Origin of the sequence: Enterococcus sp. AZ103, assembly GCF_051714685.1 — a bacterium.
Lineage (GTDB): Bacteria > Bacillota > Bacilli > Lactobacillales > Enterococcaceae > Enterococcus_A > Enterococcus_A alishanensis.
The window spans coordinates 2,551,865-2,576,982 of sequence record NZ_JBIOSI010000001.1; the positions used below are offsets into that span (position 1 = coordinate 2,551,865).

The following is a 25,118-nucleotide window of genomic DNA, read 5'->3' on the forward strand; positions in this document are numbered from 1 at the left end:
AGCCGTTTATCAGCTATAAACTACTGAATTGTTTCGATAAGTATTTGGATTTTCTTCATGATTTGGTAGAATATAAGAAGAAAATGAGAAGGAGTGTCCAATATGTATCAAGCCATTGCTTTTTTTGATTTAGACGGTACTTTATTAAATGATCAATCAGAAGTTACACCTGAAATTAGCCAAACAATGCTTCGCTTAAAAGAAAATAATATCTTACCAATTATTTCTACAGGTCGTTGTGAATTTGAAATACAGGTGATTAAAAAGGCCGCCCATATCGATGCTAGTATTACAATGAATGGTATGTATGGAATTTATGAAAATGATACGATATTTTCCAATAAAATTGACATCGCAACTTGTCAAAAAATGTTAGATTTCACACGCAAACTCAAACATGAAGTGGCCTTTTACTCTCATGAAACAATGTTTATTTCTGGCGTCAATCAATTGGTCAAAGACTCCTACCAATATTTTAACAATGTGGTTCCCCCCATTAAAACAGATGCTTTCTTAGAATATGAAACCAACATGCTTTTAGTATTGACTGATGAATTAGATGAACTTTATCACGAAGCTTTTGCCGACGAGTTAACTTTTTTCAGAAATGGACCCAAATGTATTGATGTTGTAAATAAGGGTATTTCAAAAGGAACCGCGATTGATGAAGTGAAAAACTTCCTACAACAAGATATCCCAACTTTTACCTTCGGCGACGGCTTAAATGATTTGCCTATGTTTGAATCTTCCGATTATCAAATTGCCATGGGAAATGCGCTACCTGAAGTCAAATCAGCCGCTAGTTTTATTTCCACTGAGAATACCGAGCACGGGATTATCAATGGTCTTAAACATTACGACTTGATTTAGTATTTAGATTGTACTTTTTTTATTGTAGTGATATAATAATCGTTGCACTAAATTTGTCTTATCGGGGACGTTAAGGATTCGACAGGCATTGTTTGAGCTTGAGTTGCGCTTCGTAGGTTACGGCTACGTTAAAACGTTACAGTTAAATATAACTGCAAAAGATAACAACAATTCTTACGCTTTAGCTGCCTAAAAACAGTTAGCGTAGATCCTCCCGGTATCGCCCATGTGCTCGGGTAAGGGTCCTATTCTAAGTGGGATACGTTTTAACTTTCCGTCTGTAAGTTGAAAAAGAGATCATCAGACTAGCAAAGTTTGCGGCCTGTTATACGGCAGAAGACTAAGCGAATTTTAAATGGTATAACTATGAGCGTAGAGGCTTAAGTGGCAAAATGTTTGGACGCGGGTTCAATTCCCGCCGTCTCCATCTGTAGTTTTTCTAAGAGTTAAAACCTTGATTTAATAGGTTTTAGCTCTTTTTATTCCTAAATTTTACTGATTTGATATAAAAGGAAACCAGTACGCCAAATATCTTTGGAATATGAAGTTAAAAACTTCTACTATATTGAAATATGTACAAGGTGCCACCGATACAAGTCCTGTCAGAACTACTCCAGATGAAGCTAAAATCTTAAGAAGGTATTTAAAAGAAGAAGGCGAGGAACTCTTACCCTTGAAAAACCTAATCGGCATACTGGTAAAGAAATAGAAATCTCCGTCAAGAAAGTAAAGCAAACCATTACAATGCACCAAAGATGTTCCACCTGCTTAACATATCTAGAGCTGTATATTATTGAAAAAACAATTTAACAGCCTATCGCAAAAGTATCTCTTCTACTGGCTCTGAACAATTTTTTTTATTGGACATTTTCTATTTATACCTTCTCAGTAAAGATATGTTCAAAAAAGTCTACACATATCAATTCTAACAAGTCCATCCTTGTTTTAAAGCAAGAATAAAAGTACCTCTTCCAGTGTTTGCACGATCAAATATTTTTTATATGGTTATTTCCTCATAATTTTTTTTCAATGTAAATAATATCTCCTAATGTTTTCATTTCCGTAGCATGACTTTGCTTGCTATATCCAGTATCTTCCATATTAATAAAATAGAGCATCAATGAAACAGCTTCATCTTTCGATAACTCTATTTCTTCTCTTTAAGAATTTCCAATTCAACTCTTGCAAACCAATTTCATAATGTTTAGGATAAAATGCTTTTACATCCCAAATTATTGGAGAATAACCATCACTCTACAGATACTAAAAAGCCCAAAAATCGCTCCTAAAATAGCTTCGATTTTTGGACTTAGTATGATTGACGCAACTTTAATCGAAATAAATCATTAAAGAAGTGAATACCAACATAATCATTATAGCTAGTAACGTTGCAATTAAATCCATTAAGTCAGGAGATAATACATCGTAAGTGGATAATCTTTTTTTCAATCAATGAAGTTCTGATACCTTTTATTGAATGAAATTGATGTAGCTGCTTAATTAATGAAGAGACATACACTTCAAATTTCAGTGTTGACCAACCATTTAAAGTTCAGTATGAACAAGACTTAGATATTAAAAATCATGGTTATGGGCATCTAATCTAAGATTTGTCTTGAACTAGATTTTCTTCCATTGACACTGTAAAATGCTACCAGAAAAATCGCCTGTTTCTTTATGTGGATGTAATGAAATTTTTTACATTCTCATTTCACCTAAACGTTATTTAATGATATTTACATGGTGCTTGATATGTTCTTCAATAAAGGTTGCTATCATGAAGTAGCTATGGTCATACTCTTTTTCAATCTGGTAGGTTACACAAGTATGCGATTTTTTTGCCCCTGCTAAAAAAGCTGCCTCATTCAATTGGATTTCATAAAAGTTATCTTTTGATCCTTGAGTAATCAGGATTGGAGAATTTTTAAATCCCGTTTTCTCAACTAATTTAGCTGCATCCCAGTTCTCCCAATTGCTTTGATCTGATCCCAAATAATTTTCAAAGGCTTTTTGTCCCCACGGTACATTCATGGGATTAGAAATTGGTGCAAAAGCTGAGATGGCTTGAAAGCGCTCAGGATTTTTAAGTCCAATCACTAAAGCGCCGTGTCCTCCCATGGAATGACCCATAATACTTTCTTGTCCTGAAAAATTCGGAACAAGATTATAGACAATCTCTGGTAATTCTTTAGTTAAGTAGTCATACATCTGATAGTGCCGTTTCCATGGCTCCTTTGTCGCATTAAGATAAAAACTAGCCCCTTGCCCTAAATCCCAATCAGGGCTGTCTTCTTCGATTTTCCTCGGAGAAGTATCAGGCATCACAAAAGCCACCCCATTTTCTGAGGCATACTTTTGAAATCCACTTTTTTGGCTAAAATTATCATCTGTACAAGTTAATCCCGCTAAAAACCAGATTAACGGCACAGCTTTCTGTTCTTCAGCTTTTTTTGGGATAAATAAGCTAAAAGTCATTTTACACTGCAAAATAGTAGATTCATGACTGTATTTTATTTGTTGTCCTCCAAAAGACTGATGTTGCTCTAATATTTTTAGACCTATTTGCTTATTCTCCATAGGTCAACATTGTCCGAATAGATTCTCCACGATGAAGTAAGTCTAATGATTGATTGATTTGAGAAAAGTTTAAATGATGGGTAATAAATGAATCTAGGTCAATCTCACCTTGCATAAAGTCTTCTACCATGCCAGGTAATTGCGTCCGTCCCTTGACCCCTCCAAAGGCTGAACCTTTCCAAACACGTCCCGTTACCAATTGGAATGGACGAGTATGAATTTCTTTACCTGCTCCAGCAACACCAATAATAATACTTTCTCCCCAACCTTTATGGCAAGCTTCTAAAGCAGAACGCATGACTTCAACATTACCGATACATTCAAAACTATAGTCTACGCCACCGTTAGTCATCTCAACAAGAACTTCTTGAATCGGACGATTGTAATCAGCTGGATTAACAAAATCAGTTGCGCCCATTTTTTTCGCTAATTCCCACTTATCAGGATTCATGTCAATTGCAATGATTCTTTTAGCATTGGCTTTCTTTAAGCCTTGGATGACTGCTAAACCAATTGCTCCAAGTCCAAAAACTGCTGTGACTGCATCTTCTTCAACAGCTGCAGTATTTTTTACGGCCCCTAAACCAGTTGTCACGCCACAGCCAAGTAAACCCACTTTATCTAAAGGAGCTGCTTCATCAATTTTTACTAAATTGATTTCGTTGACTACTGTGTATTCGCTGAAAGTACTAGTTCCCATGTAATGATAAATTGGTTCTCCGTTGTAAGAAAATCTTGTGGTTCCATCAGGCATTAACCCTTTGCCTTGGGTTTCACGAACGGCTGAACATAGATTGGTTTTCCCAGATAAGCAAAATTCACATTCACCACATTCTGGTGTATATAAAGGAATAACGTGATCGCCAACTTTTACTGAGGTTACTTCGTCGCCAACTTTTACAACTACTCCCGCGCCTTCATGTCCTAAGACAACTGGAAAAACGCCTTCAGGATCATCACCTGACAAGGTAAAAGCATCTGTGTGACAAACAGACGTATACAAAATTTTAACCATGACTTCTTTTGCTTTTGGATCTGCTACATCAATTTCGACGATTTCAAGCGGTTGCCCTGGGCCAAATGCTACTGCTGCTCTACTTTTCATTTATACTACCAACTTTCTTTTTTTAAAATTTATTACTTATAGTTCGTAACAGTTAACAAGGTTGTATCTATTACTTAGATTACTATATCATCTCAAAAAGTCATTACAATACTGCTTTTTTTATCAGTATCTAATTTTTTAACTTTTCTCGCCTATATCAACGTTTTAGTTCATTATTATTTTTTTTAATCTCAATTTAAGTACAAATTATTGTTTCATACTGATAAATTATTCAGTATTAATAAATTCAAATAATTAGATTTGCATGTGTAAATAAGCGGTAAATTATGCCATGAAAGACTTCTTGTTTTAATAAATCGAAGAAATTTCCCATCATCGATTTATCTAAACAGTTTTTTTTCGTGACATGCTTTGAAAAATATTGTGTTCTTTTAGTTTGTAACCCTAAGCTTTCATTTGATAGGTTCAATCTTGATCTGTGTGAAAAATGCGTGATAAAGACAGTCATTAGTTTTCTGGATTCTTTTCCCTAATCCTTCCATGACATCTTTGGCATTTTTTTTAGAAATACGCTAAGAAATAATTTCGTTATTATACATATCCATAAATGGTTCTAAATAGCAATTTTTTTAAGTATATTTCCTTTATTATCTGTTTCAAAATACTTAAATTCAGTCGTATCTATCGTAATTTTTTGATGATAAACACTAGTATAAAAATGACGATGCAGGCGATTTTTTCCGATTGGACCAATAGTTCCACGATAAGAAAGGTAAAAATAAGTGATTTTATAAAAATATATTATGATTCCTCTTACATTCGATTGCCCATATAGCATAGATTAGGACAAAAAAACTGTAAAAATTAATCAATTATTAGCTATATTTTCTACTGAGATTAAGTATTAAGAACTATTCTCCAAAAAAAGACTCTCCAACTTTTTTACCGTTGAAGAGTCTTTTTTACTTATTAGAACTGATAAATTTTATTTCCTTCACCATAGACACTTTCCCAGTCTAATTTAAATTGCTCAACACTGGAATCAGTCAATGGATGAGTCGCACTAGCTTTAAAAACATCATAACCAACAGCTACACCATATGCACCATTCACTGCAGCTTTTTCCACTTGTAAGGCATTTTTAAATGATGCCCCCAAAACTTTAGTAGTCAAATTATTTTGGCGAAAAGCTTTGACTGTGTTTAATACTACTTGATCACCATCCGCTGAAATGTTACTTACACGATTCACATAGATTGCTACGTAAGAAGCACCTGCATTAGCTGCTAATAGCGCTTGATTAACATCAATAATCGCTGTTGCAGTAGTTTTAATGCCCAATTCCTTCAAAGCCATCATTGCTTGATAACCTGCTGTTGTCGCAGGAATTTTTACATATAGATTGCCTTTGATATTTTTTCTTAAAGCCTGTGCTTCTTTCACCATATCTTCGGCTTTAGTTGCGACTACTTGGATATGAAATTCTTTTTCTTCACCAATTAGTTTAGTGATTTGGGTTGTTAGCTCAAAAAATGGGACCTTTTTATTTTTTAAATCATTTTTGACAATCGTAGGGTTCATGGTCACACCTGCGATTGGATAGGTACTAGCTGCTTCTTTGACAACCTCAACATCTGCTGCATCAATATAATAAATCATCTTTTTTCCTCCTATTTTAAGCAATTCCTAGTACTGATAAAATAATTCCAAAAGCAACGATACCAACCAAAACTAAGTTAAAGCTAACTTTTTTATTCATTAAGTAGAAGCATAGTAAAGTAACCCCTAATGGCACCATACCCACTAAAATTTGATCTAAAATATCTTGTAGTTTAAACATCGTGTCACTACCGGCACTCCATTGTAACTTGGCAGTGAAGGTAACAATATTACTAGTCATCCCACCTACCATGATTAATCCTAAAGTGCTAGCAGCCTTGGTCATAATATGAATGACCCCACTAGAATAAATCTTTTCGATATACTTTGAACCTAATGTGTAACCTAAAAAAGTCCCATAGTAACGTGTGATAATTGACGGGATATTGTAAATTAATAAAAAGACCAGAGGTGCTAAAATATTGCCTTCATTTCCTAAACCAACAGCTACACCAGCAGCGATAATTCGTAAAACACCCCAGAAAATCGAGTCTCCTATTCCTGCCATTGGTCCCATTAAGCTTGATTTCACAGCATTAATAGAACTTTCGTCAAAGTCTGGTTTTTCACTGTTTTCTTTTTCCATAGATGCTGCTAAGCCCATGATGAATGAAGAAAAGTTTCCCGTTGTGTTGAACCAGACAATGTTACGATACAAAGCTTCCTTTTTATCTTCAGCTTTTTTATAGAAGCGATTAATTGCAGGCATTAAAGCGTAAGCAAAACCGGCGCCACCGTTTTTTGCATAACTATATTGGGCGTATAAAGGAAACGAGCGCCAAAAGATCGAATGGATCATTTTTTTATCTTCTTTAGTTAATTCATTTTTTGATGTCATGCGAAAAAGTCCTCCTCATCGTCACCAGCAACCGGTGCAGCTGTTTTTAAATTTTTTAATTCCAACATTTCTTTATCTCTCATGGCACCACTCACGGCAATGACTGTTCCAATAATTGCTAAAGCCACCAATGGTAGTTTTAAATAAGCCACCAAAGTGAATCCTAAGAAATAAAAGATGGCAATTTTCTTCTCCCATAACATCTTTAATAAAATTGCAAACCCAGCAGCCGGTAACAAGCCACCACAGACAGCTAATCCATTCATAATTACATCTGGAATAGCGTCTACAAAAGTTTTGACTGGACCAGAACCTACTAAAACTGCCACAAATACAATGATTGAAAAAGATAAGAATTTCAAAGCCCATAAACTAAAGTGTAGGGCGATAATACTTTTTTCTTTACCCGCTTTTGCTAAGCGATCAAAAGGTTCAGCTGAAGCACTTAGTATAATTGAAATTAACGTTTCCATTGCTCCAGCTAAAATCCCAATAGGTAATGCCAGAGTAAGAGCAACTTCTGGGCCATCGTTTAACATAATTGCAAAAGCTGTCCCAAAAACAGTTCCCACCGCTGGATTAACTGCTGCGGTACCACCAACATTAATCGCTCCCATAAAGACAGCTTCCAGTGAGGCACCGATTACGATTCCAGCATGTAAATCTCCTAATACTAAACCAACTAACGGTCCCACGACAATCGGTCGATCAATCATACTTTGTCCAGTCAACCAATTCCCGCCATAAGTTACAAACATTACCACAGCCAATAAAAATGCATTTAAGACCATCATTTTCTCCTCCAGTAATCTATAGTTTATTATGAGATTTCAATAAATCTGCGGCTTTTTTAATCGGTTCATCAGGCAAGGTTTGTAAAATAATTTCATTGTCTGATGCGATTAAAGCTTTTAAATTTTCAAGTTCACTATCGCTAACTAAAACCGTTTTAGTTAAATTTAGTTTTCCAGCAATGTCTTCTCCATCAAAGCGTCCAGCATTCGCGATATTGACTGTTAAGTTTGCTTCATTTAGTTCTTTGACTAAAGCCAAAGCATCTTTGATGGAGTTAACTAAAACAAAGATTCGCATTTTTTCAGCTTTAGGATTGTTCAATAACTGTACGGCGTCACTTAAGGATTTAATCGTTAATTTAACATTATAAGGTGCCGCCATTTTTAAGGTCATTTGTTGGGTTTCGTTGTTTGCTGCTGCATCATTTGCTACTACGATGCCGTCCGCTTGTAATTTTTTGGTCCATAATAATGCGACTTGTCCATGAATTAAACGGTCATCTACTCTTACTGTTACAATCATTTTTAACTTCCTCTCTTAGAAAAATTCTTCTTCTGCTTGATATTCTGGTTCTACAACTTTTAATTCTTCCCGACAAGCTTCTACTAACTGTTTCGCTTTGTCTGGTGTTACTACATCCGGGCTTAATAAAATTTCTAAAATAATTGGTAAATTAAAACCCGTAATTAAAATGGCTTGCCTTTTCTCTGTGTATTTAAAAAGTTGCTGATTCACACTACCGCCATATAAATCTGTGAAGACAATAACTTCATCAGTTGCCTGAAGGGTTTGAAAAAACGCTTCGTACTGTAAAGTAACGTCACTTTCATCGACGTAAGCATTAATCACTGTAACTTCTTCTCGTTCACCCACCAAAAGTTTCAAGCTACTATTGATACCATCAGCGAAATAACCATGTGTTGCAATTAATATTTTTCTCATCTTAAAAGCTCCTTTCATCTTATATTTAGCAAGCGGCGTGCCAATTTTTTTCAACTGAAATAATCCTTGCAGTTATAGGTTTTTCAGATACTTTTTTCAATCTGTCGAATTTTTTTGACACAAATACCACATCTGTCAAAAAAGTTAAGATTGGATTAGTTTATATAAAAGTTGCACTTCGTCTCGAGGCAAGTAAATATTATACTTGCGTTTAATATCGCTAAAAATTGAAGCAGTTAGTTTGTTGAATTGTTCCTCTTCCTCAGAAAATGCAATGCCTTCTTCTTGAATATCACTACTTCCAATTAATCGCTCTATCATAATTGCTATGTGCATCATCAAATTTAATCGCTTAAACATCTCAAAGTTGGCATCATAGTAATTTTCATAAAAAGAAATGATTTGCTCCACATCTTGAATCACGATCTGAGGATTTAGAATCGTTAAACTGTTAGAAATACTTTCAATTGAGAAAAAGCGAACCAAAGTATCTTTTAATTCAATAAATTGTTCTGGTAATACAGCATTTCTCAGTCCTTTTTTCAATATTTCTGTGCCTTTTGGTTCCAAAATATCGGAAATTTTTAGAGTTGGAATTTCACTTTGCAATCGGACTTCTGAAGTAGTGATTACTAACCGCGTATTTTCTAAAAAATGATCTTGTGGCTCTGCCTTAGTTAAACGTTCGTTATCAATGGTAATTACCGAGAGTTTATTAGGATCTACGAAAGTCTTAATGACCTCTGCTAATTTTTCGGCAATCCCTAAGCCCGAAATACAAGAAACGACGATATTTTCTCCTTTTGATAAGCCTTCATAATATTGCACTTCACTGTGATAGCCTTGACTAGCTGCTGAAACAATATCGGAAAAATTTCCCCCAGCTGACAACCGCGTGCCAATATCTAAGCCCATCATGGTATTCACATTATTAATAATTAATAACTCACCTTCTAAATAAGTCTTAATTTCACTGAACAATTTTCTCAATGACCCCATATCAACCAGTAAAATAAAGCCATTAGTTGTATCCACTTCATTAACAAATTGTCGAACACTTCTAACAATTTCAGGTACTGAAGATTCAATCGGCATATCTATAGCTTCAAAGACAAAATCCCCAGTTAAATAATTAACTACAGCTGCCATACTACTGGCAGTACTGGAACCATGAGTAACGATTAGTGCCGGTACCTGAACCTTAGTTTGCCAGTAATTTTTTAAGACAAAACTATAGAAAACTTCCAGACAACTTTCATTTGCAGGTTTAAAACTAGCTAAACTCTGAATTATTTTTTTGGCTAAGTAGTTTTCTTTTTTTAAATATTGATGCACTGTTTCTTGAGCATTTTTTATGACTGCTTCATCTAAAGGTTTCATTTCTTGGAAGTATTGATAAATACTTAAAAAAATGAGTTGTTCTTCTTTAGAAAACTTCACGCCCGTTTGTTTTTCTAACTTGTCTAGTTGACCAAAGAAGTTACGATTGTTCCTCATTGATATATCGGTTTCCTGTATGGTCTCGTTTAACTCTTGCCCCATCTGCTTTACAATTTTGTTGATTTTAGTAGATAGCAAATTAAAAATATGTTGATTAAAGCCATTCGTATTAAAAAATTGAATATCTTCCCAAAACGACTCAATTAATTCTCGTGAATAAGGCAAAATGATCTTTTCAGTTTGTTTTGGATTACCACTATGTGAAATTAATAAATCATCAAAGATATATTTCTCTTGCGTTGAGGTATCGGTAATTGTTGGAAAATATTCCCTTTTGATGACTAATTGATTCTCATTTTTGTTTTCATGCCAAGCGTTAGCACAACTAATCTTAATTAGGTTTTTTAATCGCCCGATATTTCCTTTGTACTTAGAAAAGGCTAAAAAATCTAATACATCACTGGTGATTAAAATATCTTTTTTTAATGAAACAACTTCATTTTGATAAAAGCGTTGAATCAAATTTAGGCGTTCTTCAAAAGGTCGTCGATTAAAGTCCGGCAAACTAATACTCACTGGAATACGTCGACGAAAAGTATCTAATAATACTTCATCATTGTTTTCCGTCGTAGCAAAAATAAATCGCAGATCTGCTCTTTTTAACTCTCCTTTGTCTCCGAGTGGTCGATAGATTCCTTGATCCATTAATAAGAACAGTTTTTCTTGATTTTCATAACTTAAACGATGAACTTCATCTAAAAATAAAATCCCGCCATCTGCATCATTAATTAAACCTGCACGATCTTGGTCGGCTCCCGTGAAGCTGCCCTTTTTATATCCAAACAAAGTTGCCGATAACAACTCAGGATTATTGGCATAGTCGGCACAGTTTAATACTACAAACGGTGCTTGAGTCATTAATAATTCTTTTTTCAAGCAATAATCATGAATCAATCCAGCGAGATAGCTTTTCCCCACCCCACTTTTTCCATTAATAATAATAGGTAAGCCTTTTGGTGGATATTCTACCGCTGCCTGACATTGCTGAATTTCATTAACTAAGCTACTATTTGAACCAATAAATGCTTCAAATGGATTATCATTGTTTATTTCATCTCTGATTTCACTGACCCATTTCACCGGCTTACCTGAAATTTTAGTTACTTTTCCAGCTTCTAATAAGTTATTTAAATAATGACTAGCAGAATTTCTTTTAATACCTAATGAATCTGCTAAAGCTTGTGTTGTAATCGTGGTTTTTTGAGTATCTTCTAACGATTTTAAACGGGCTAAAACTTTTTCTTCTGCGGTTTCGCGCATGACTGTTTCCCCCAATATATAAAAATTTTCTCTTAAAGAAAATACGTGACATCTTTTTATGTCACGTATTCTTTAAATTATTTAGTTTTTCTTTCAGCAGCACTCAATGACTTGCCATCGGAAATTTCTAAATCGGCAAGTACCTCATTGATATTCGCTAAATCGTCTTCACTTAAATTCCAGTTAAAAGTACTTGTATTTTCTTTAGCCTCTTCAGTATTCCGAACACCGGTAATGGCTGTTGAAACAAAGGGTTGCGTAGTGCTCCAGTTTAAAGCAATTTGCGCTAACGGTTTTTGATATTTTTCAGCTAACTCATCTAAGTAATCCACTAGTTTCATAATTTTTGAAAATTTTGGTTCATGATAGTAATCATAGAAAGTCAGGCGTACGTCGTCTGGTGACCAATCAGGTTTCTGACGAATTGCCCCTGTTAAAATACCCGAACCTAAGGACCCATATGTCATTGTGCCAATTCCTTGTTCTTCACACCATATCAAGAGTGATTTGTCATCTTCTTTTACCATGCTAAATGGCAATTGAACAAAATCTATACTACCAAATTCTTGTGCTGCTTCAATTCCGGCTTGATCAAAATTAGACACACCACTGAAACGAATTTTACCGGCTGCTTTCAAATCATTTAAAGCTCGCATGGTTTCCGCAATTGGCGTATTCGGATCTGGCCAGTGAATGATATAAATATCAATCATATCTGTGCCCAAGCGTTCCAAAGATTGTTGGCACTCTGCCAAAACATTTTCATAAGTATTATTATTAATTACACTACCATCTGGTGCATAACTAACCCCAAATTTTGTCGCAACTAAAACATTTTCACGATAACCATCTTTTAAGGCTTGTCCTACTACAACTTCTGAATGGCCGTCTGCATAAATTGGCGCCGTATCAATCAAATTAACACCTTGATCGATCATTTCACGAATCGCTGCTACTGAAGCTTGATCATTTACTTCGCCCCACATTTGTCCACCGATTGCCCAAGTACCGACAGCTAATTCTGAAATCTCTACATCTAGTTTTTTAATATTTTTATATCTCATTTTTTCACCCACTTGATTTTTATGATGCGATTGTTTTATTTCCAATTTCATTTTCAACTAATTTATTTTTCTTAAGTAAAAATAATAAAGAAACTGAAATGACCGTTCCAACTAAGACTGCTACTGCAAACATCAGTACATTACTGATTCCTCCCAAAATAGCAACAATCGGGCCGCCATGAGAGACCACATTTTCAACCCCGCCTAACATGGCAATCACTGAACCAGTGATCGAACCAATCACAACACTAGGAATCACATGGAGTGGATCGCTGGTAACAAAAGGAATTGCCCCTTCAGTAATCCCAAATAATCCCATGATAAAAGTAGCTTTGCCGGCGTTTTGTTCTTTACTATCAAACTTTTTAGCAAAAAGTATCGACGCTAAACCAGTACTAAGAGGTGGAATCGAAATCGCAACAGCGGTCACACCCATAATTTCATAGTTGCCTTCTGCAATTAAACCTGAGGCAAATAAAAATGCCGTCTTATTAAAGGGTCCGCCAACATCAACTGAAATCATCAATCCGATAATGGCTGCCAGCAGTAACTTACTATTTCCTTGTAGAGACTGTAACCAATTGGTTAAACTTTCAAAAAATGATGAGACAGGCACGCCCACGATGTAAATAAAAACTAATCCCACTATCAACGTCGCAATTAATGGAATAAAAATTACTGGCATAACCGGCGCAATAATTTCAGGAATTTTTATCCGCGATAGTAAACGAACCAATAAGCCTGCCAATAACCCTGCAATGATGCCGCCAATAAAACCGGTATTGTTTTCAGAACCATAAAAACTACCATTAACTGCAATAAATCCACCGACAAATCCAGGAGCTAACGCCGCATTTCCACCAATAAAATGACCGATATAAGAAGCTAAAATCGGAACCATGAAACTCATCGAGGCACTACCAATTTTAAATATTTCATTCCAAATTGAACCTTCTTCAAAAACGAAACCATTTGCCGTAGCGGTTCCACCTAAGGAAAGAGAAACTGCAATCAATAGACCACCTGTAACGATGAAAGGAATCATATAAGAAACGCCGTTCATGATGGCATCATAAAATAATCGACCATTTAGTTTTTGCTGAGATTCTTCCTGGTTAGCTAAGGTTTCTTCCGTTAAAAATTTAGCGATAACTTTGTCGGGTTGTGTTAAAATTTCAGTTGCCGTCACATGTAAAATCGCTTTTCCCAAAAGTTCGCTTTTCTTTTGTTTTTGCTGGCCAACGACTAAAATTGTGTCCACCTGTTGCAGTTTTTCGTTAGCAATAAAATCACTTAGCGAAACGGACGGATCCTCAAAAAATTCAACTAACATCGACATTCTCTTAACTTCAGTCATTAAGGCTTCTTCAATTGCTTCTTGATTATTTACATTATTTTCAAAAATTACAGCTAATTTCACCAAATAAACTCACTTCCTTTTTTAGGATTCAGTTTTATTTCAAGAATTTTTTATAATCGCCTACTAATAAATATTTCACTGGTTCATTTTCCTCAATTTCTGGGAACCGACCAACTGTTTTTAAGAAACGGTTATCAGTTGCATCGTCATTCGTTTTTGAAACTTCTCCCACTAAGACTTGGCCTTGACCATCTTCACCCCAGAATGAATGATACTGATACGGTTTTAAGGTGATACTTTCTCCAGGAGTTAAACGAACCGTAGTGCCAGCTGGAACTTGGTAGGTTCTCCCATCGCTATAAACGGTCACTGGTGTATCCGCCAATGCTTCATCTGCGGTTGCATTATAGAGTTGAATCATTAAATTTCCGCCTCCACGGTTGATAATGTCTTCCATCTTATTCCAGTGGAAATGGTGAGGAGTTACTTGATTTTCTTTAACAATCATAATTTTTTCAGCATAATCTTTGTCATAGCGTTCGTCTTCTAAATTTCCGTTTCGAACAGTAAATAAAAACAATCCTTCTTTTTCATAATCACCACTACCAACGTCAGTAATATCCCATCCCATTTGGTTGTCTTTAATTTCATCGTATTCTGGACCTTTCTGTTGCCAATCTTCCATTGTCCAAAAGGCAAAAGGTGGTAATTTGTAATTTTGCTCATCAAAAAACTGGATACCCTCTTCGATAATTTGATTGATTTCTGATCTTTTCATCCTAAATTCCTCCTATAAAAGTTTAATTTTCCAAGTACTTTGATAGCTACTGTTGGTCGGTAATGAAATTAGATTTTCTTGTTCGGCAATGTTTTCGATAATATTTTTTCTTGATGGCAAAGAAGACCAAGGCTCAACACATAAATAAGGCGCTTTCAATTTCGGCATATGCCACAGACCTAGATAATCAAAGTCGCCAAATTCAATTTCCAAGCCCACAGAATCTTTATCGGTTTTTAACTGCACTTTATTGCCCGCATTTTTTAAAATAATTGCATCTTGGTCAAAAAGTTGATGGTGTAGTACTAATTTATGTTGGTGGTCTAAATCTTGAAAAAGTTCGTCACCTTCCTCGACAAAACCATCAACGCTCATAGCCACTTTTTCTGGTATTGTCGACTGTTCAAATTGCACATAATAATCTTCAAAAGTTAAACCTGGTTGCAAAGGCACATTGAAAGCTGGATGGCCACCAATCCCAAAATACATTGTTTCTTGGGATAAGTTGTTGACTTCATAAGTCGTTTCCAGACTTTCTCCCGCTAATCTGCGGTAAATCTTCAGTTCAAAATCAAAAGGAAACTGTTTTTTTGTTTCTTGGGTACTTTTCAATGATAAAATCAAACATTCATCCGTCTGAGTCACCACCTCTAACTCGCTCGTCCATAAAAATCCATGAATAGGTAAATGATAATCTTTGTTTTGATAAACAAAGGTTTCGTTAGTTAACCGTGCAATATAAGGAAAGATATTCACATCATTTTCTTCCCAAAAGTTGGGATCTCTTTGCCAGATACACTCGATGCCTGCCTGATTTTTTAAAGAACGCAAAAGCCCACCCTTTGTAGCAATTTCAGCAGTTAAATATTGATTTTTTATTGTGTAATTGATTGCTCTCACCCCTTTTGATAAATTGGCCGAATTCCAGCGGATGCGCCTTTTGCTTGTAAAGACAGTGCTGCTATTTGATTACCAAAAGACATTGCCTCTGCTAAAGTTTGATCGTTATGAGCACTGTATAAAACACCGGCACAAAAGGCATCACCAGCTCCGATTTTGTCAGCAATTTTTTCTGGTGGTAATATATCTACTTCAACACTGACAAACTGATTGTCTTCATTTAGGCCAAAGACTTTTTCTGGTGAATGAATAACTACCCAGTCTTTGACGCCCATTTCTTTAATTGTCTGAAGGACTGCTTGACACTTTTCTTCAATTAATTTGCCATTCTCATCTTTTAATTGAATACCAGTAGCTTGCTCTGCTTCCAATTCATTGATGATGCAGTAGTTGGTATATTTCATAGCCGCTTTAAATAGGACAGGATAATTCTCAGGAAAACTGCTCACAACATCTACCGAAGTTTTAATCCCATTTTCTTGCGCTTGGCTCAAAACTTTTGCTAGTTCTGTACCATAAGTTTCATTCAATTGATCTAAACCAGACAACATCGCTAAATAACCAATATGAAAAATTTTGCTATCAATTTTTTCAAAATTAAATGAATTCGCTTTTAGTTCGCGATTGGCACCTTCGTAAGTAAAAAACGTTCTCTCTTTATGGCCTTGATTACTCATCACAAAGGTATAACCGGTGACATCTTCCACACCAACTTCGGCTTGATTAATGTTTGCGTATTTTGCAAAAGTTTCTTGCACGAATTGACCGTTAACATCATTGCCAATCTTTCCAATCGCTTGTAGTGGAAGTCCTGGATCTAGTCTAGCCAAATCCACAATCACATTACACAAAGCTCCGCCCGTCGATTTTCCTTGTAATGAATTAATCGTTGCCAACTCTCCTTCGTTAGGATAATTGTCAATTTCAAAAATTTCATCTACAATAATATTTCCAGCAACAGTGATTCCGTTCTTCATATGCGCTCCTCCAAATTATTTTTGGTTTAAGCTTTGCCTGCTGAACCAAAAACTTTGATTTTTTCCATAATATTTTCTTTTACAAAGTTTTGAACCTGGACATCGATGTCAGTCAAATAGGCTTCTTCGTTTTCTTGTAAGAAAGTCCGTAATTTATTGGTAACATCGTAGGCCATCGTTGAATAATAATTAATTTTGTTAATCCCATTGGTGATTGATTGCCGATATTCTTCATCTGATAAACCTGAGCCGCCGTGCATCACTAAAGGAATACCCACTTGTTCTTTAATCTCTTTAATTCGATCAAAGCTAAGATTTGGTTTCCCTCGGTAAAGACCATGGACAGTTCCAAAAGCAATCGCTAAAGCATCTACTTGAGTTTCCTCAACGAAAATCTTTGCTTCGTCTGGATTCGTAAAGCTGTCAGTCATCTCGTTATAATCTAAACGACCGCTGCCATCTTCAGCATTCATCACACCAAGTTCGCCTTCAACAGTTAACCCTAAACAATGGGCGATTTTGACAACTTCCTGAACCTTGGCGATGTTTTCTTTTAAAGGTAAGGTTGAAGTATCTACCATAACAGAAGAGAAACCTAATTTCACAGCTTTCATTATTGTTTCAAAATTAACACCGTGATCTAAATGAACCACCACTGGTATGCTGGATTGTTTAGCCAAATGCAAATACATATTTGCCACAGTTTCAATGCTAATAAATTTATCATGCACTTCAGCAAATTGTAAAATCACTGGTGAATTTAATTCTTCAGCTGCCGCTACAATACCTCTTGCTGTATTTAAATCTGTCGCATTAAAAGCACCCACTGCATATTTTTCTTCATTGGCTTTCGTTAAAACATCCTTCAAATTTGCTAATACCATAACTAACTCCTCCAATAACATTGATTTGATAAACCAACTTTACCAAGCTTAGAAAACGGTATCAATAGTTGTCAAATAACATGAAAAATTGTCAAAAAAATTGACAGAAAACTTATGTTATACTGTTGAAAATAAAGAGGAGCCTGATTATGAATACTGATCGTCAAGAATTAATCTTAGCTGTTTTAAGAAAAAAGAAAAAAATGACTATTCTCGCCTTGGCTCGCGCTGTCAATTATAGTGAAAGTACTGTTCGCCGTGACATTCGTTACATGGAAAAAATAAATCTGGTGAAACAAGAAAAGGGCTCCGTCAGTTTTATCAAAGATAAACTAAAGGAATCCCCTTTTGAATTTAAAGTGCGCACGAATAAAGACCGTAAGCGTCAAATTGGCAAAATTGCGGTAGATTTTATTGAAGATTACAACACGATTTTTCTAGATGCCAGTTCAACTGCTCTTTATTTAGCAAAGCATCTGGGTACTTTTGAAAATCTAAGAATCTTTACCACCAACTTAGAAACTGCTAGCTTATTAGAAAAAAGAACCAAAAATGATGTCTATATGTTAGGTGGTTACGTAAAAAATGGCGTAACAAATGGGTTAGAAACTTTTAAACAACTCAGTGGAATAAATTTTGATGTGGCTTTTATTTCCAGCGGGGCAATTTCTGCTGATCAAGGTTTATCTGAAAATGAAGAAACTGAAGCTTTGTTAAAGCAAAGAATTCGCGAAAATACTAACGAATTAATAGGAATTATCGACTCCAGTAAGTTTAATAAGTTTTACACTTTTAATAGTTTACAGTTGAGTAATTTGGATTATCTAATTAGCGATGAAAAACCAGATACACATTTTACCGAAGTATTAGAAAAAATTCAATTAGACTTGTTCTACTAAAAAAACAAACTATCATTATTGACAGTTTGGTTTTTTGTTTGTTTTGATAGTTTTACAATAAATATGCTTCAACTCCTTTACACCAAAGGCCTTGATTATTTTTTTAAATTTCAGCAAGATGCTTCTTCAGTTACTTTTGTGCCAAACTGATTGAACGATTCATCATCAAATTTGAATCTATTCTAGCTCATCTCCATTTGCATTTTTTTGCATAATAAATATTGATGCTTTATTCAGGATTGAGAATCCGACCATCCTCACTTATTCAATAATAAAACTAAGGAAGCTTTAAGTTCCGTTCTGACGGAGACTTAAAGCTTCCTTTTAAATAGATATACTATTTTTACTATCTTCAAAACAACACTCTTCTTGAGAAATGATTTGAGAAAATTTTTCAATTTTGTAAGAAACCATCAAGTGGAATCGTAAATTCGGGTCTTCTAAATCAATAGCTAATAATTCTTTAATTCGATCCATTCGGTACAATAAAGTGTTTCGATGAATAAATAATTTTTCTGCTGTCATTTTCAAACTTCCTGCTTGATCTAAATAAGTCTTTAACGTAAGGCTAAACGTTGTTTGATGGAAATAATCGTATTCTCGTAACTTTTGCACGGCTGGATGGCAAAAGTCCCTTAAATTATCCTCGGAACTCAAAGTCACTCGTCTCAATAAGTCATAAAAACTATACTTTTCATAAGTTGCAATTTGTTCGTCCTCAAATATTTTAGCTAAAGTAATTGCTCTCTTTGCCTGTTCAACATGTCGTCTAAATTCAGAAATTTGAGTGAAATTTGTACTGATTCCAATTCTGAGTTGATATTTATTTATTAGTCGATTCAATTCATCAAGTTTTTCACTATCAAAGTATTCTATAGTATCGTTCAATTCAATCATGGCAATAATTCGATTTTCATGATAAGTAAAATAACTTTTAGGTAGGATTTTATTTAGAAGTTGCGGTATTTTTAGAAAAAAAACCTGTTGATCGATTGGTTTTTCCGCTGCGATCATCGCTACACAACGTTCATTATTATCAAGAAAATTTATTTGCTTCAGAGTATTGGTAAGATCTTGAACTTTTGCACCGATAATTAACTCATATAGAATTTTACTGTGGATTGATTTTTTCATAGAGATAATTAATGGATCTTGTACTAAAATTTTACTAGCTGCGCGACTAATAATTGGCATCCAATCAAGATGAAAACTTGATATTTGACTTTCCTCTTCAATCATTACAATATACCCAAGCCAATCATTGGTTTCTGAAGAAACAATTTTACTACACAACTTTCTTAAAGGTGAGGCCCAACAAGTTAAAGTAACCGGCTCTCCACTATCTGGCGCCAACAGAAAATCAGGTGATTCAGCATCTAAAATATATTGGTAAGACAAGTAGCCCTTATTTATAATATCTGACCAAACAACATCACTTATTGGATAAACCGTCGAATGAGCTAGTACTCGATGATTGATATCCATAAATATTACTGAATTATTGAATATTGTCGCTGTCGTGTTAGCGATTTCATTTAAATCTTTCATATTATTAATTACTGGCAACCAATTGTCAGTCTCAATTTTTTTTGTTTCAGCCTGCATGATACGTTTTGCATGATTAAAAAATACTTGTAGGCTTTTTGCCTCAACTATTGCTAAACCATTGGCTTTAACTGCTGAGAAATGTTGATAAATATCTTGTTCTCCTAAAATACAATAAGGTGGCAGTACCTCTGTTTTCTTTTGAGGACTATTCATGAAATACAAAGTTTCTTGATCATAGATTGTATCCTCATTCACAAATGATAAGTGTTTCAAAGTTTGACTGTGACTATCTTGAATTTTCCTAATGCTACCAAATTGTTGCAATGTTGCAATTATTTCTGTGAAATTCATTATTATCACCTCAATTTTAGTTTAGTACTTTTTGCACAAACAAGTCAAACTATTTCGGATAATCTATACCTTCAATATAGTAAGCGCTATCACATACAATAAACATGTAAAAAAAAATTGTACTGGAGGTCGTGAATTTATGAAGTATCCAAAAATTTTTACACCAGGATTTATTGGAAAGTTATCTTTAAAAAATCGTATTGTAATGCCCGCTATGGGTACAGCATATGCAACTGCTGCCGGAGAAGCTTCCGACGATATGATTGCCTATTACGAAGAACGAGCTAAAAATGGTTGTGGATTAATCATTACTGAAATTACACGAGTGAATAATGAGCATGGACGAGGACTTTTTAATCAACTACAAGCAATTGATGCGCAATGTGTCCCCCAATTAGAGCGGTTGGCAGATGCCGTTCATAAATATGATTCAAAAATTTTCCTCCAACTCCACCACCCTGGACGAGAATCAAACAGCATGCTTCAAGGAGGAAATCAACCAGTTGCGCCAAGTGCTATTCCTTGCGGCAAAACACAAGAAATGCCTCGGGAATTAACCACGCAAGAATGCGATGATTTAGTGACAGCTTTTGTAACCGGTGCAGTCTTAGCAAAAACTGCTGGTATCGATGGTGTTGAAATTCATGCTGCCCATGGATACTTATTGAACGGTTTCTTAAGTCCTCACACTAATAAACGTACTGATAAATACGGTGGCAGCTTTCAAAATCGTGTGCGCATTTTAGGGGATATTTTGACATATACTAAATTTATGTGTGGCCCTGACTTTCCAGTGAGTGTCAGAATTAGTGGAGATGACTATGTTGAGGGGGGAAATCGCATAGAAGACACTGTCAAAATTGCACTACTACTAGAAAGCTATGGTGCAGATGTGATCAATGTCAGCAGTGGCACCTATGAATCAAGCCCCACAATTATTGAACCAAATGATTACGCACAAGGTTGGAAAAAAGATTTAGCTAAAACTATTAAGGAACATGTTCATGTGCCTGTAATTGCCGTTAATAATATTAAAGAACCAAGTTTTGCTGAAAGTCTTTTGGAGGAAGATGTTTGTGATTTCATCGGTGTCGGACGAGCGCAACTAGCTGATTCTGAATGGGCTAGTAAAGCTAAAAAAGGTGATGAAATCGGTATTCGTAAATGTATCGGTTGTCTTTACTGCTTTGCTGAACTAGAAACTGGTAGAAAAACAAAATGTGCGGTTAACCCTAGATGTGGAGCTGAAAAAACTTTTGCACAATTGAATGAAGATGGTAATAAACAAGATGTCGTGGTAATTGGTGGTGGTCCAGCTGGCATGCAAGCAGCAATTACTTTAGCTAAGCGACAGTTCGCTGTCACTCTATTTGAAAAAGAAAACCAATTGGGTGGTGCTCTAAATATCGCTGACAAACCACCTTATAAAGAAAAACTGACCTGGCTAGTTGAGACCATGTCTGAAGAATTAAGTCGGCTCGATGTAAAGGTTAAATTAGGCACTGAAGCAACAATTGAAGCAATTGAACCCGTTGGTATTTTTGTTGCAAGTGGAGCAAAACCAATCCTACCTCCTCTTCCGGGAATTGATAGTGATCATGTAATCAGTGCAGAAAATTACTTAACTTCCCAGCCAGAATTAGGTAAAAAGGTTACTGTGATTGGTTCTGGAATGACTGGTTTAGAAACGGCCGAAGTCTTGGCAAATAAAGGACATGATGTGACAATGGTTGAAATGTTACCATCAATTGGCTCATCTGTTCATTATATGATTTTGGAAGGAATTATGAATCGCTTAAATCAACACAACGTGCAATTTTTGACTAATACTCGTTTAGAAGCTATTGATCAAAATAAAACAATTGTTTTCAATTTGCTTGCTGGAAAATCTGCAGTGATAGAAGCAGACAATGTCGTGCTTGCATTGGGCGTTACACCAAATATTGAGATTGCTGAAACTTTCAAAGCAATCTGTAACAATGTAAGAATTATTGGTGACAATGCACAAGCAGGTCGTATTGCTGAAGCAATCCACGACGGTTTCAATAAAGCAGTCGTGTTTAATTAAGGAGGACAAACCATGAAAGATTTTAAAGGAAGAACTGCTATCATCACGGGAGCTGGAAATGGATTTGGTGCTGAATTTGCAAAAGAAGCCGCTAAGCGTGAAATGAAGTTAGTTTTAGTTGATATTGAACCTGGATCGGCAGAAAAAACCTTAACATCTTGTAAAAAAATGGGTGCTGAAGGTATCACGTTGACTTATGATGTTTCTTTAGAGGAAAACGTTCAAGAGATGGTGAAAATAGCTATTGACACTTTTGGAACCCTTGATTTACTGATTAACAATGCTGGCATTTGTATGAGTGGACGAATTTGGGAGCTTCCCACTCAAGATTGGCGATGGACAGTCGATATCAATTTAATGTCGCAAATTTATGGCATGCATGAAGTTATTCCAATTATGTTGAAACAAGGAACCCCGTGCCATATTGTAAATGTCGCTTCAGTTGCTGAAACAATTGCTTATCCCAATACCGGACCATATAATGCCACCAAGCATGCTGCTGTTCTAACTAGCGAAACAGCTCAAATTGATTTACAATTAGCACAAGCTAATATAGGTATTTCTGTGTATTGCCCTGGGTTTGTCCAAACAACATTACATCATTCGCAAGAACGGCGACCCGAAAGATTCAAAATTAATGATGACCCTTACTATTCAAGTGAATCATATAAAGTTGCAATAGAATCAATTAATCAATTTATTGAAACTGGTACACCAATTGATTCAGTAGGTATGCTTATTTTCCAAGCAATCGAAGAAGAGCAATTCTACATTCTAACCCATCCAATTTACAATGCACTCATTGGTGGAAGAATTCAGGATATGTTATCTGGTAAAAATCCTGATATTACAAGATTTGGTTAAAAATGTAATCGTATAATTTAAAGCTATCACCCGAAGAGGTCAAGTAGTATTTTGATTTTTTCGGGTGATTCCTGTATATAAAGTAAAGTCTTTTGATGACCTAAATTACTAGTGGCATCTTTTCATTCCAAAATATCTTTACCAAAGCACAAATGATCTATTTCCCCACACATTTTAAAAATCTTAGGAAATGTCCCCCATTCTTCGAAACCATATTTTTAAATAATTCCGGACTATCTTTATAAATATAGACAAGCAAAAACAAGGTAATGAATTTCTAAATAATTGATTATTCATATTTTATTCTTCCAAATCAATCTACAAAGTATCTGCCGTATATTTTTGAGAAGCATTTTTATGAAAGTTATAAATTTATTTGCAATACACAAAACAACCCTATTTAAATCCATAATGAATGAATTTAGATAGGGATAAACTATTTTCTAATTATCTTAAGATCAACCGACTAAGTCTCTTCGCCATTACTGCTAATAACATCTTTATACCAGTAAAAGCTATCTTTCTTTATCCGTTTTCCGGATCCATTTCCCTCATCATCAAGATCAACATAGATGTAGCCATAGCGTTTACTCATTTCAGCTTGTGAATAACTAATGATGTCTATTGGTCCCCATGAAGCGTAGCCAATAATGTCTACACCATCCTTGATTGCTTCTTTCATTGCCTTTACATGAGCGCTAAGATAGTCAATTCTATATTCATCATGAATTTTACCATTGACAACTTCATCGATTGAACCCATCCCATTTTCTGCTACAAACAATGGTTTATGATATCTCTCCCAAAGAAAATCAAAACTGAATTGAAAGCCTAATGGGTCGATTGCCCAGCCCCAAATATTTGCATCTAATTTTGGATTTGGTTTAATTTTATCTGGGTTTTCAGCGCTAACAATTTTTGTATCGTAATAACTAAATGCAATGTAATCAACCGTGTTATTCTTAATTAGTTTAAGATCTTCTTCGGTAGCGTTAATTTCAATGCTTTGTTCATCAAAATACCTAATCATATATCCAGGATATTCACCATTTACCAAAACATCAGAAAAGAATAAAGCATTTTTTCCCCAGAGTTTATAGGCTGCCATAACATCATCCGGACTATCTGTTTCAGGGTACAGCGGACTTAATCCAAGCATCATGCCAATTTGCATCTCTGGATTGATCTGGCGCGCCACTTCAACAACCTTAGCATTAGCTACAAATTGATTATGAACACCTTGGAAAACGGCATCTTCTTGTTTGTCTCCATGCTCCTTTAAAATACCAAGTCCCGGGAATTCTCCCCATCCATAAACATCGTTAACTTGATTAAAAACAATCCAATATTTCACTTTATCTTTATATCGCTCCATCAAAATTTTTGAGAATTTAACAAAGAAGTCAATGAGTTTTGAATTACTCCAACCACCGTATTTTAGTATTAAATTGATAGGCATTTCATAGTGAGAAAGCGACATCACTGGTTCAATTCCTAATTCCAACATTTTATCTATTAAACGATCGTAAAACTCTAAGCCTTTTTCATTAGGCATTTCCTCATCCCCTTGAGGAAAAATGCGGACCCAACTAAAAGATGTTCGAAAACAAGTGAATCCCATCTCAGCCATTAATTCCAAATCATCAGAGTAAGTGTGGTAAAAATCGATACCTCTTCTTCGAGGATAATTTCCTGTCTTATCAGAAAGCGCACGCTCAATTTCTTCACGAGTGACATTCTCACCAAAAGAGCCTTTTCGGCTATACTCTTTTGGTAATTCCATAATATCAGCTTGAGAAGGACCTTTTCCATCTACATCCCAAGCACCTTCTAATTGATTTGCAGCAACGGCGCCTCCCCAAAGAAAGTTTTCAGGGAATTTTTTTACTGGTGTAATTAATTCTAATAAATCTGTCAT

General features: G+C 35.2%; 20 protein-coding genes, 1 other RNA gene and 1 pseudogene. 5 read left to right on the plus strand and 17 right to left on the minus strand.

From position 1 onward, the window contains the following. Positions 1-102: 102 nt before the first annotated feature. Together ID741_RS12805 and ssrA are read left to right on the plus strand one after the other, a co-directional pair. Positions 103-870 carry a Cof-type HAD-IIB family hydrolase gene (locus ID741_RS12805; RefSeq protein ID WP_438720218.1) on the plus strand — a complete coding sequence of 256 codons (768 nt, stop codon included), beginning with the start codon at positions 103-105 and terminating at the stop codon, positions 868-870. A gap of 63 nt (positions 871-933) precedes the next feature. Beyond that, positions 934-1,300, plus strand: a transfer-messenger RNA (tmRNA) gene (ssrA, locus tag ID741_RS12810). A 1,292-nt stretch (positions 1,301-2,592) separates the two neighbouring features. Here ssrA and fghA read toward each other — a convergent pair. The 15 genes and pseudogenes from fghA to ID741_RS12885 form a co-directional block, all read right to left on the minus strand. Continuing rightward, positions 2,593-3,432, minus strand: a complete 840-nt coding sequence (gene fghA, locus ID741_RS12815; protein ID WP_438720472.1) for an S-formylglutathione hydrolase — start codon at positions 3,430-3,432, stop codon at positions 2,593-2,595. Between the two features lie 4 nt (positions 3,433-3,436). After that, positions 3,437-4,552 carry an S-(hydroxymethyl)glutathione dehydrogenase/class III alcohol dehydrogenase gene (locus ID741_RS12820; protein WP_438720219.1) on the minus strand — a complete coding sequence of 372 codons (1,116 nt, stop codon included), beginning with the start codon at positions 4,550-4,552 and terminating at the stop codon, positions 3,437-3,439. 271 nt (positions 4,553-4,823) lie between these two features. Then, positions 4,824-5,288 (minus strand): annotated as a pseudogene (locus ID741_RS12825) (DDE-type integrase/transposase/recombinase); the annotation flags it as partial. 194 nt (positions 5,289-5,482) lie between these two features. Continuing rightward, complete coding sequence (locus ID741_RS12830) at positions 5,483-6,172, minus strand: transaldolase family protein (protein ID WP_438720220.1); 690 nt, start codon at positions 6,170-6,172, stop codon at positions 5,483-5,485. A gap of 16 nt (positions 6,173-6,188) precedes the next feature. After that, positions 6,189-7,010 carry a PTS system mannose/fructose/sorbose family transporter subunit IID gene (locus ID741_RS12835; RefSeq protein ID WP_438720221.1) on the minus strand — a complete coding sequence of 274 codons (822 nt, stop codon included), beginning with the start codon at positions 7,008-7,010 and terminating at the stop codon, positions 6,189-6,191. After that, entirely contained in the window at positions 7,007-7,801 is a 795-nt protein-coding gene (locus ID741_RS12840) for a PTS mannose/fructose/sorbose/N-acetylgalactosamine transporter subunit IIC (protein WP_438720222.1), read from the minus strand. Before ID741_RS12840 ends, ID741_RS12835 begins: the two co-directional genes overlap by 4 nt. 19 nt (positions 7,802-7,820) lie before the next feature. After that, the gene (locus ID741_RS12845) at positions 7,821-8,327 is read right to left on the minus strand and encodes a PTS sugar transporter subunit IIB (protein WP_438720223.1); all 507 of its coding nucleotides are present in this window, start codon (positions 8,325-8,327) and stop codon (positions 7,821-7,823) included. A 15-nt stretch (positions 8,328-8,342) separates the two neighbouring features. Further along, on the minus strand, positions 8,343-8,747 hold the full coding sequence (locus ID741_RS12850; protein ID WP_438720224.1) for a PTS sugar transporter subunit IIA: 405 nt from the start codon (positions 8,745-8,747) through the stop codon (positions 8,343-8,345). A gap of 144 nt (positions 8,748-8,891) precedes the next feature. Further along, positions 8,892-11,507 (minus strand): sigma 54-interacting transcriptional regulator, encoded by a 2,616-nt coding sequence (locus ID741_RS12855; RefSeq protein ID WP_438720225.1) that lies wholly within the window; start codon positions 11,505-11,507, stop codon positions 8,892-8,894. Between the two features lie 77 nt (positions 11,508-11,584). Next, positions 11,585-12,571 carry an aldo/keto reductase gene (locus tag ID741_RS12860; RefSeq protein WP_438720226.1) on the minus strand — a complete coding sequence of 329 codons (987 nt, stop codon included), beginning with the start codon at positions 12,569-12,571 and terminating at the stop codon, positions 11,585-11,587. A 19-nt stretch (positions 12,572-12,590) separates the two neighbouring features. Continuing rightward, a complete protein-coding gene (locus ID741_RS12865) occupies positions 12,591-13,991 on the minus strand; it encodes a PTS fructose transporter subunit IIC (protein ID WP_438720227.1) in 1,401 nt (466 codons plus the stop codon). A gap of 34 nt (positions 13,992-14,025) precedes the next feature. Beyond that, the gene (locus tag ID741_RS12870) at positions 14,026-14,709 is read right to left on the minus strand and encodes a D-lyxose/D-mannose family sugar isomerase (protein WP_218324796.1); all 684 of its coding nucleotides are present in this window, start codon (positions 14,707-14,709) and stop codon (positions 14,026-14,028) included. 12 nt (positions 14,710-14,721) lie between these two features. Beyond that, entirely contained in the window at positions 14,722-15,609 is an 888-nt protein-coding gene (locus ID741_RS12875) for an aldose 1-epimerase family protein (RefSeq protein WP_438720228.1), read from the minus strand. Then, complete coding sequence (locus ID741_RS12880) at positions 15,606-16,586, minus strand: carbohydrate kinase family protein (protein ID WP_438720229.1); 981 nt, start codon at positions 16,584-16,586, stop codon at positions 15,606-15,608. Before ID741_RS12880 ends, ID741_RS12875 begins: the two co-directional genes overlap by 4 nt. A gap of 26 nt (positions 16,587-16,612) precedes the next feature. After that, positions 16,613-17,470 carry a class II fructose-bisphosphate aldolase gene (locus tag ID741_RS12885; RefSeq protein ID WP_438720230.1) on the minus strand — a complete coding sequence of 286 codons (858 nt, stop codon included), beginning with the start codon at positions 17,468-17,470 and terminating at the stop codon, positions 16,613-16,615. A 149-nt stretch (positions 17,471-17,619) separates the two neighbouring features. Here ID741_RS12885 and ID741_RS12890 point away from each other — a divergent pair, with 149 nt between their 5' ends. Beyond that, on the plus strand, positions 17,620-18,369 hold the full coding sequence (locus ID741_RS12890) for a DeoR/GlpR family DNA-binding transcription regulator (protein WP_438720231.1): 750 nt from the start codon (positions 17,620-17,622) through the stop codon (positions 18,367-18,369). 324 nt (positions 18,370-18,693) lie between these two features. Here ID741_RS12890 and ID741_RS12895 read toward each other — a convergent pair whose 3' ends face one another. Beyond that, positions 18,694-20,268: a PucR family transcriptional regulator gene (locus ID741_RS12895; protein WP_438720232.1), complete on the minus strand. Its 1,575-nt coding sequence runs from the start codon at positions 20,266-20,268 to the stop codon at positions 18,694-18,696. A 139-nt stretch (positions 20,269-20,407) separates the two neighbouring features. Between ID741_RS12895 and ID741_RS12900 the strand changes: the two genes are divergently transcribed. Next, the gene (locus ID741_RS12900) at positions 20,408-22,336 is read left to right on the plus strand and encodes an FAD-dependent oxidoreductase (protein ID WP_438720233.1); all 1,929 of its coding nucleotides are present in this window, start codon (positions 20,408-20,410) and stop codon (positions 22,334-22,336) included. Between the two features lie 12 nt (positions 22,337-22,348). Continuing rightward, positions 22,349-23,200 carry an SDR family NAD(P)-dependent oxidoreductase gene (locus ID741_RS12905; RefSeq protein ID WP_438720234.1) on the plus strand — a complete coding sequence of 284 codons (852 nt, stop codon included), beginning with the start codon at positions 22,349-22,351 and terminating at the stop codon, positions 23,198-23,200. 466 nt (positions 23,201-23,666) lie between these two features. Here the strand turns inward: ID741_RS12905 and ID741_RS12910 are convergent, their stop codons facing one another. Beyond that, positions 23,667-25,118 carry a glycoside hydrolase family 1 protein gene (locus tag ID741_RS12910; protein WP_438720235.1) on the minus strand — a complete coding sequence of 484 codons (1,452 nt, stop codon included), beginning with the start codon at positions 25,116-25,118 and terminating at the stop codon, positions 23,667-23,669.